Below are 8,741 nucleotides of genomic sequence, written 5' to 3' on the forward strand. Positions count from 1 at the left end.
TGGCAAACGGCATCAGGCGGGGAACCGTACATCTAAGGTAATACCTGAAAAGCGGATATTATTCGAGCAGTTGTGTTTGCAATTATTCGATTAAGAATCCCCGTGTCTTTAGACCGGGGAGTGTCAAGAAGAAGCTAACGCGCAGCGTCCCGTAGGGATAGGACACGAAGGAAGAAGAAGGTTATTTATTCTGCGAACATTTCCGCTAAGATATCCAAAACGGCTTTTTGTTCTTCTGTGGTAATTTGACCGAGAAGTTTGATTAGTCGAGTTTTATTTATTGTGCGAATTTGGTCAAGTACGATTTGCCCTTCTTTTCCTTGAAATTGACAGGTTACTCTTGTGGGGTATAGTTGCCCTTTTGTTGTCATTGGTGTAACTATTACGGTGGAAATATAATGGTTGATTTCGTTGGGTGAGATTATTAAGCAAGGGCGTGTTTTTTTAATTTCACTGCCAATGGGAGGGTCAAGATTAACTAGGAATACATCAAATCTGTTGACTACCATTGCCATTCATCTTTATCCCATTCTGTTGTGTTGATATCATCTAATAAGATATCATTGCAAATCCCTGTAATTGAGTAATTAAAGTAGATGCACAATTACAATACAGAAAAGATTGAAATAAAAACGGTTCTTCGGTTATTTTTATGGAAAACCTGGTTCAAAATCATTGAAAGCCCTATTGTGTAGACATTTCATTGAAAATATGGAAATAATTGTTTATAACCCTTGTCCCGCAAGGGTTTTGTTATCATCAATCCTCAATCACCATAAAAGAGACGCAAGAGCCATAAAAACCAGTAGAGGTAACGTATTTGCTGATTTAGATTTACCCAACCCAGAGGAAATGCTAGTAAAAGCAGAACTTGCACGTAAAATCAGTAATGCTATTATTGCACGTCATATCACCCAAGCAGAAGCGTCCGAATTATTAGGAATTGATCAACCAAAAGTTTCTGCTTTAATGAGAGGAAGATTTACAGGTTTTTCTCTAGAAAGAATGTTTAGATTTCTCAATACTTTGGGAATTGATGTAGAAATTACAGTCAAACCTAAATTGAGAGATAATGCACGGATAACAGTAGTTTAATTTGCACTCATTCAAAGTCAAAATTCAAGGAAATTATGACTACATCTATTTCTGATCAAATTATTCAACAATTAAACATAATACCTCAAGACTTGCAATATCAGGTCCTGGAATTTGCCCGCAATTTAACAAAATCAAAAATCAAAGGCGTTCCCGGTAAAGAATTACTAGAGTTTGCCGGTTCAATACCCAAAGAAGACTTACAGCTAATGAGTGAAGCAATAAAACAAGATTGTGAAAAGGTTGACTTTGATGAATAGTAGATACTTACTCGATCTCAAACTTTCATTCCTCTGTGTTCTCTGTGGTTCGTTTTTAGTAACTTGTGCGTAAGTCCTAAAGATAAAATAAAAAGAAATAATCATGACAGAACATATTGAAATAAAAGCCAGTTGTAGCAAGGTATTTATAGTATTGCTAAAACCAGCCTTTTTATTGAATATTGGTACAGTGTCTAGAATGATACCTCTTGCCTTTAAGTCAATTCAATTTGCGAATCATCACCAATTAAAAAGCGTAATGCTTTAGGACGACGGGGGGCAATACTTAATTGGGCGCGTTGTCCAATTAGGCTGTCAATAATTCGTTGTTGAATGCCAGTGATTTTAGCACCTTCTAATACTACGCTGTGTTCTAAATCTGTTTCTATCAGTGTTGAATTATCGGCAATACTACTATAAGGACCGATAAAACAGTTTTCTAAATAACAGTTATTACCAATGATCACAGGTCCGCGAATTGTACAGTTGGTAATTTTAGATCCAACGCCAATTTCCACTCTTCCAGTAATCTGGGTTGTAGAGTCAATATCACTCAGAATTGATTTTGTTAAATAGGTATCAAGAATGAGACGGTTAGCTTCTAATAAATCATCTTTTTTACCTGTATCTAACCACCAACCGTCAAGATTACAGGCTAAAACTTCTTTTTCTTGATCTATTAAACATTGAATTGCATCAGTAATTTCTAATTCTCCTCTAGCTGAAGGTTTAATCAGAGAAATCGCCTCATGGATAACTGGTGAAAAGAAATAAACCCCTACCAATGCTAAGTTTGAAGGCGGAATTTTCGGCTTTTCAATTAATTGTAATACTCTGCCTTTTTCATCTACCTTTGCCACACCAAAAGCGCTAGGATTTGTGACTTCCCGTAACAGAATTAAAGCATCTGGTTGTTGTTGAGTAAATTTATCTAAAAATGAACTCAAATCACCTTGTTGAATTAGGTTATCACCTAAATACATGGCAAAGGGTGAATCTTTTAAAAAAGGACGGGCAACCTGGACAGCTTGGGCTAATCCTGCCGGTTTTTCTTGTAAAATATAGGTAATATTAACGCCGAACTTTTCACCATTTCCGGTTTTACTCTTGACTTCTTCCCCGGTTTCTGGGCTGATAATAATACCAATATCAGTAATCCCTGCTGTAGCCATTTCTTCAATGCCATACCATAAAATTGGTTTGTTGGCAACGGGTACAAGTTGTTTTGCTCCTGTATAAGTTAATGGGCGTAAACGAGTACCTTTTCCACCGGATAAAATTAGGGCTTTCATAGAGATTTTTCTTGTAATTCTTTTAACATTAATCTGAGTCCTTGTCGCCAATGAGGAGAATAAGTTCCCAAGACTTTGGATATTTTCTCACAAGCTAAGACAGAATAAGCAGGACGTTTTGCTGGTGTAGGATATTCGGGAGTGGTAATGGGGATAATATTTTTGATGGTGAGGGGGAAACCGAGTTTTTCTGCTTCTTCAAAGATAGCTATGGCGAAGTCATACCAACTGGCTACACCACTATTTGTATAGTGATAAATTCCCGCAGTTTCTAATGTTAATTGGGGGATAATTTGGGTAATTGCTAAGGCTATATTTCGCGCCCATGTAGGACTACCAATTTGATCGGCAACTACTCTAACTTCCGGTCTTTCAATACCTAGTCGTAACATGGTTTTAACGAAGTTGCTTTTTCCATAAGTTCCATAAACCCAAGCTGTACGGAGAATTATATGTTGAGGGCAAATATTTTGAATTGCTATTTCTCCGGCTAATTTTGTTTTTCCATATACGCTCAATGGATTGGTAATCTTGTTTTCTTGATAGGGATAATTACTGTTACCATCAAATACGTAATCTGTGGAAATGTGAATTAATAAATTTCCTAATTTTTGACTTTCTTCAGCAATAATTTGGGGAACTGTAGTATTAATTATGTGAGCAATATCTGGTTCACTTTCGGCTTTATCTACTGCGGTGTAAGCAGCCGCATTGATAATTATTTCCGGTTGGGTTTCTCTGATAATTTGGCGTAAGTTTTCAGGTTGAGTTAAGTCTATTTGCGGACGCGCAACTGTTATAATTTTGTAGTTGGATGCAAGGGTATGTTGTAGTTCTGTTCCAACTTGTCCGTTACTACCTATTAATAATATTGATTTATTCATAAACTTCGGCGTTTTTGAAAGTTGGAGCGTTGCTATCTTTAGCTGATAAAATTGGGGGTGTTTTCAGAGGCCAATCTATAGCTAAATCTGGATCATTCCAAAGTATAGCGCGATCGCCTGGTGGTGTATAATAATCTGTAGCTTTGTACAAAACTTCGGCAGTTTCTGAAAGCACGAGAAAGCCGTGAGCAAATCCTGCTGGTATCCACAATTGGCGTTTGTTTTCGGCGCTGAGTTCGTAACCTACCCATTGTCCAAAGGTGGGGGAGTTTTTTCTCATGTCTACTGCGACATCAAAGATTTTACCAACAATGGCGCGAACTAATTTACCTTGAGGTTGGATGATTTGGTAATGTAAGCCTCGTAGCACATTGTATTCAGATTTTGAGTGATTATCCTGGACAAAGTTGGCTGTAATTCCCAGTTTCTCTGTGAATGTTTTCTGATTATAGGATTCTAAGAAAAAGCCCCGTGAGTCTTGGAAAACTTGGGGTTCGAGGAGAAGAATATCAGGAATAGAGGTGGAGATAATATTCATTAAACTGTTAAATCTCGGAAATAACACTCATAACAATATCATTATTTCAGTTAATCCCTGATCCGAGAACCCAGAGGAACTATAAGTAATTGGACAAAGATATTTACAGTCATTGCGAGGGAAGGGAAGCAATCACAACCCTTGGAATTGCTTCATTTCACTTCGTTCCATATGGCTAACGCCAATCTTCGCTTACGCAATGGCATTATGTAATTAATTCTGTCTCACTACTTATAGGGTTTGCTGAATAATTTGTCTGTGAAGGCAGGGAACAGGGAACAGTTTCAACGATCTGGATATCCTCAATTTTCCAAATCCGACAAAGAAAAATGGGCGTTGCTGGTTAAGAGTATGATTTTGTTATGCATACGGCACACGCAGAGGTGCTCCAGTCGCAGAGAGTAAGAGTTTGAAATCATTGATTTTTCAATTTCATACCCTAATTCAGCAACGCCTTAATTTCCTCCTGCGGCAGTACTAGCTTCCAAAACTGTTCCCCGCAAACACACCCGATCTAAATTTGCCCCGTTTAACTTCACTGCATCTAATTCAGCACAGAGTAAATTAGCTCCGGTTAAATTAGCCCCTGCTAAATTTGCTGTTCTTAAATCTGCTTCTTCAAGATTCGCTTCAATTAGTACAGCACCTTGTAAATCTGCACCGCTTAAATCTGCACCTTTGAGATTAGCTCCCGTTAAATTTGCACCTCGTAAATCTGCACATCGTAAGTCAACACTCTGCAAATTTACACCATGCAAATTAGCACCACTTAAAAAAGCACCAGCTAAAGAGGCATCGTTGAGGATTGATCCCATCAAGTTACTACCCCGTAAGTTGCTACCACGTAAGTCCGCACTTGTCAAGTTAGCCTGCATCAAGTTTGCACCCATCAAGTTAGCCCGCAGGTCGGTTTCTTGTAGGTTTGCCCCCATTAAATTTGCACCTTCAAAATGACCACCCTCTAATTTAGAACCAGTGAAGTCAGTCCCCACCAGTTTAGCCCCTGTTAAATTTATCTTCCTTAAATCTAGGTGAGATAGATCCTCATCTTCTAAATTTGCACCGGGAAGTTGTTTGTTTTGCCCTAATCTAATGGTTTCTATATTCATTTGCTGTACACTGAAATCTGCTCACTACTTTTGCTGTCGGCATCCCAACGGGAGTCAAGTAACCATAAACCACTGCTGACCTTGGGTGTCATTATCGGTAAATCAAGCCCCTGTTGTAAACCCATCACTAATAAAGTTAATGTATCTACAAGTTTAGGATCAAAGCGGGTAGATTGTTGTTTTCGACACTGATCTAAGGCTTGAGTAAATATCTCTGCTTCTCCTTTGCTGGAGTATTTATACTGATTGACTTGTAGCTGAAATTCTGCTATCAATGACAAAATTCGTGATTCTAAAGGAATATCATCACCGGCTAAACCGGCGGGTTCGCCTGTACCATTCCACCATTCGCTTTGGTGGGTGATAATTTGGGCTATGGCTCGTAGTCGTGGCATGATTCGTAATGCTTGCGCTCCTGGGACGAGGGGACAAGCCAGAGGACAACTAGGAGATTGTTCTTGATAAGCTGTTGTTATATGGGTGGGACTAATCAGGCTTTCGGCTTTTTGCAGTGGGTCTAAGCGATGCAAAAAAGCAGCTAGGCGTAATCTTTTAATTTGCCATGCGGGTAAATCTAATAATTGCCCCATTGTTTCGACAAGAGATGCTACTTCTGAGGCAGCGGCGGGGTTACGACTATCTGCTAGATCAATCAACTGTGCCATCCGCAAAAATGCCTGAATTTCGTTAGATACCAAGTTACGATCTAGAAATTTTTGGTGGGATGCGGTGAGAACAGGTAAGTTACCTTGCCCGGTTTTGAGGTAATCAACAACACGAGAGACAACGGTAGCTACTTCTTCGCCCGGACAGATAGCTGGGTGAATTGCTTGTTTATATTGACTCAGTTTGAGCGCTAGTTCGGGATGATAGTCTTGAATGTGAGCGATCGCTAACTCTGCGGTTTCCTCCACCAATTCCGGTTCAAATGTCCATAAACCATAGAATTTACGCTCTAAATCGCAAGTTGGTAATCCATCTTTCCCATAGTCAGCTTCAGATAACTCTTGACAAATTACCATAGCCGTGTAATCAGGGGCTAGAATAATCAAGTGCCACTCCTGCGCCACAGGATCATCAGCAGCTAGTCCCACCAAATCAATGTTAGGTAATTGACCGGTTGGATGTTCAGCAAAACCAGAATCAGCCGTTGCCATAATGACAATTTCCCGGCTGTGTTGCGCGATATCTGCGTATCTTTGAGCCTCTTCCAGATACCATTTACCCTCCTGGAAAGCCGTGATCACGAAAGGATCATTATCTTTAGTTAGAATATGATCTTCCAAAGCATGGCAGAGAGACACTAAGGTATTTTTATAGTACACGCCAAAATGAATAGGTCTAGCACTGTGGCGGTGAGATGCTTCTAACTGTTGGAGAATTGAACCTTGTAACATGGAATTAATTGGGGATTTCCGATAATACGGCGCTTATAAGCCGCGTCTACACAGGCAAAACCCACCTGCGTGGGTTTCATTTCAAACCCTTAATTTTTAATTAGTCCGCGCAGGCGGACTTTGTTTGTGTAGCCGTGATTTCTAATCACCCGGGCTAATCGCCCAGGAGTTTTAAGATACGCTTGCTAACTGTTTATCTGGTTTTTCTATGGGTGCAGAAAGTGCATCTTCCAAATCAGCACAACCCAATTTGGCTTCTAAAATATCCATCACTTCTCGTCCGAAGTCATTGGGATTTTGTCGCCAAGCTTGTAAGCAAACCGCACCGAAGAAAGAACCTAATGGTTCAGGATTCCAGAGGAGTTTTTTGGCTGTCCAAGGCATTAAACTCATAGGATCATAACCAGGCTTGAGAATACCCTCTTTAAAGGCATATTCTTCTAAATGGGTATGGGGTTGGAGTCCAATGAAGAAAATAGCAGGTTCAACTTTATCAGCCCCAAAAATCCGTTCTAGTTCGCGGTGATAGGCAATAGTTTGACGAATAGTTTCGGGACGTTCATCAATCACATTAAAGGAGTAGTTAACAGAAACTACATCATTGAAACCGGCGGATTTTAAATCACGGCAATTTTGTAAAACAGTCCGCAAGTTATAACCCATTCGCATTTTGCGAACCAGTTCTTGAGAACCGCTGGTAATCCCGATTTCAAAATAATTCATGCCTGTTTTTACCATTAACTCACACAATTGGGGTGTTAAGTTGTCGGCTCTGATGTATGCTGCCCAATGGATATCCGACATTCCCGAATCAACGATTTTCTGGAGAAGTTCTACAGCATCATCAATGAATTTCCGGGCGGGGATAAATTGAGCATCTGTAAACCAAAAGTTGCGAATACCCCGGTTATATAATTCTCGGATTTCTGCTACAACTTCATCACTAGGGTTAATGCGGACTTGTTTACCTTCAACTACTGTATAAACACAGTAGCAGCAATTATGGGGACAACCGCGTTTGGTTTGAACACCAATATAAAAGTCCTGTTCTTGCAGGTAATAATTAAATTCCGGCCAAATAGTTTCGATGTAATCGTAATTACAAACTGTTTTTTCTAGGGGGGTGGGTTGTTCATGAATTAGCCGTTGACGTGGTTTATTTTCTCCCACTACATAACAGCGCTCATCCTGAAAATCTTCACCCTTGAGCAGTTTTGTGAGTAGGATTTCTCCCTCACCTACGGAAATAATTGTTCCGGGCGGTAAGCTTTTACCCAACTGTTCATAAAATACGCTAACTGCACCACCACCTAAGACTACACGGGCTTGAGATTGATATTTTTGGGCGCGTTTTAAACCCCGTTTAACTAGTCCCAAATTGCGCCATAATTCTACATAATAAGCAATAAAAATTCTCAACCCGCCCAAAGCACCACGCAATTTTATAACCGGGTTTTTCGCGTAGTAGAATTCAAAGGCGTTTTGCAGAGGATTGCCGCCCCGTCCACCCACTGGAGCGTAAATTTGAATATCTCGCCAGGAAAAGACTAGTAGGGTGGGTTGAAACTCATCAATACATCGGTCTAGGGCGGAAGTATAATCTAGGGGGGGGATTGTGCCTAAGTCAAGAATTCGCTGTTCGGTATGGGGAAATAATTTGTGGACATGATCGGAAAGATAGACAACCCCAATCGGAAAGATAGGGTTACAGGGAAGGCGAACGTAGAGGATTTTAGTTGTGTTCATACGTGGTTTAACTGTAATGCTTGCCGTAGTTGAGAAAAAGACTAGAGGAATTGTGAATTTGCTTCTGACTGGACTAGCATTATTTTTGACATTTCAGTTGTTTTGTGGTATGCAAAAAATTTTGCCGTTAGTGATCAAAGTGAATGTGAAAACTGCACTGCATAAAATTTGCTTGTTATATATAGATGGGATTTATGAACGAAATTTTCATATACATTTACCATAACATCGAGTTTATGAATTTAGCGATGATTTTTCGTGGTAACTCCGAAGATAGATGCAAGAAATAATTCAACTTACCAGGGATGATAAATCTTGGCGGTAAAAAGGGGAAATTCTTGTCTGTAAAGGATTTACGGAGATTCTAGCGGATATAACAATGGAGATTCTCCTTTATCGTCTATTTTGTTAAGTAAATAC

Annotated in this window: 10 protein-coding genes; 3 read left to right on the top strand and 7 right to left on the bottom strand. The window is 39.7% G+C overall.

Annotated elements, in window-relative coordinates; translation table 11 throughout:
• Positions 1-185: 185 nt before the first annotated feature.
• Positions 186-509, bottom strand: a complete 324-nt coding sequence (locus IQ228_RS14870) for a type II toxin-antitoxin system PemK/MazF family toxin (RefSeq protein ID WP_228043884.1) — start codon at positions 507-509, stop codon at positions 186-188.
• Between the two features lie 202 nt (positions 510-711).
• On the opposite strand from IQ228_RS14870, the gene IQ228_RS14875 reads away from it, so the two are divergent.
• Together IQ228_RS14875 and IQ228_RS14880 are read left to right on the top strand one after the other, a co-directional pair.
• Complete coding sequence (locus IQ228_RS14875; RefSeq protein ID WP_228043885.1) at positions 712-1,095, top strand: helix-turn-helix domain-containing protein; 384 nt, start codon at positions 712-714, stop codon at positions 1,093-1,095.
• Between the two features lie 35 nt (positions 1,096-1,130).
• Positions 1,131-1,355 (top strand): hypothetical protein, encoded by a 225-nt coding sequence (locus tag IQ228_RS14880; protein ID WP_193963336.1) that lies wholly within the window; start codon positions 1,131-1,133, stop codon positions 1,353-1,355.
• A gap of 215 nt (positions 1,356-1,570) precedes the next feature.
• Here IQ228_RS14880 and IQ228_RS14885 read toward each other — a convergent pair whose 3' ends face one another.
• From IQ228_RS14885 to IQ228_RS14910, 6 genes are all read right to left on the bottom strand, one after another.
• On the bottom strand, positions 1,571-2,647 hold the full coding sequence (locus IQ228_RS14885) for a glucose-1-phosphate thymidylyltransferase (protein ID WP_027403925.1): 1,077 nt from the start codon (positions 2,645-2,647) through the stop codon (positions 1,571-1,573).
• On the bottom strand, positions 2,644-3,531 hold the full coding sequence (rfbD, locus tag IQ228_RS14890; protein ID WP_193963338.1) for a dTDP-4-dehydrorhamnose reductase: 888 nt from the start codon (positions 3,529-3,531) through the stop codon (positions 2,644-2,646). Before rfbD ends, IQ228_RS14885 begins: the two co-directional genes overlap by 4 nt.
• Positions 3,524-4,069 (bottom strand): dTDP-4-dehydrorhamnose 3,5-epimerase, encoded by a 546-nt coding sequence (gene rfbC / locus IQ228_RS14895; protein ID WP_027403923.1) that lies wholly within the window; start codon positions 4,067-4,069, stop codon positions 3,524-3,526. The genes rfbD and rfbC overlap by 8 nt, the downstream gene beginning before the upstream one ends.
• A gap of 455 nt (positions 4,070-4,524) precedes the next feature.
• Positions 4,525-5,178 (bottom strand): pentapeptide repeat-containing protein, encoded by a 654-nt coding sequence (locus IQ228_RS14900; RefSeq protein WP_027403922.1) that lies wholly within the window; start codon positions 5,176-5,178, stop codon positions 4,525-4,527.
• Positions 5,175-6,575 (bottom strand): DICT sensory domain-containing protein, encoded by a 1,401-nt coding sequence (locus IQ228_RS14905; protein WP_027403921.1) that lies wholly within the window; start codon positions 6,573-6,575, stop codon positions 5,175-5,177. The genes IQ228_RS14900 and IQ228_RS14905 overlap by 4 nt, the downstream gene beginning before the upstream one ends.
• A 171-nt stretch (positions 6,576-6,746) precedes the next feature.
• Positions 6,747-8,321 (bottom strand): photosystem II high light acclimation radical SAM protein, encoded by a 1,575-nt coding sequence (locus IQ228_RS14910; RefSeq protein WP_035082715.1) that lies wholly within the window; start codon positions 8,319-8,321, stop codon positions 6,747-6,749.
• Here IQ228_RS14910 and IQ228_RS14915 point away from each other — a divergent pair.
• Positions 8,314-8,547 carry a hypothetical protein gene (locus IQ228_RS14915; RefSeq protein ID WP_027403919.1) on the top strand — a complete coding sequence of 78 codons (234 nt, stop codon included), beginning with the start codon at positions 8,314-8,316 and terminating at the stop codon, positions 8,545-8,547. The two genes, IQ228_RS14910 and IQ228_RS14915, sit on opposite strands and share 8 nt — an antisense overlap.
• Positions 8,548-8,741: the final 194 nt, after the last annotated feature.

This window comes from Dolichospermum sp. LEGE 00246, from assembly GCF_015207865.1.
GTDB lineage: Bacteria > Cyanobacteriota > Cyanobacteriia > Cyanobacteriales > Nostocaceae > Dolichospermum > Dolichospermum heterosporum.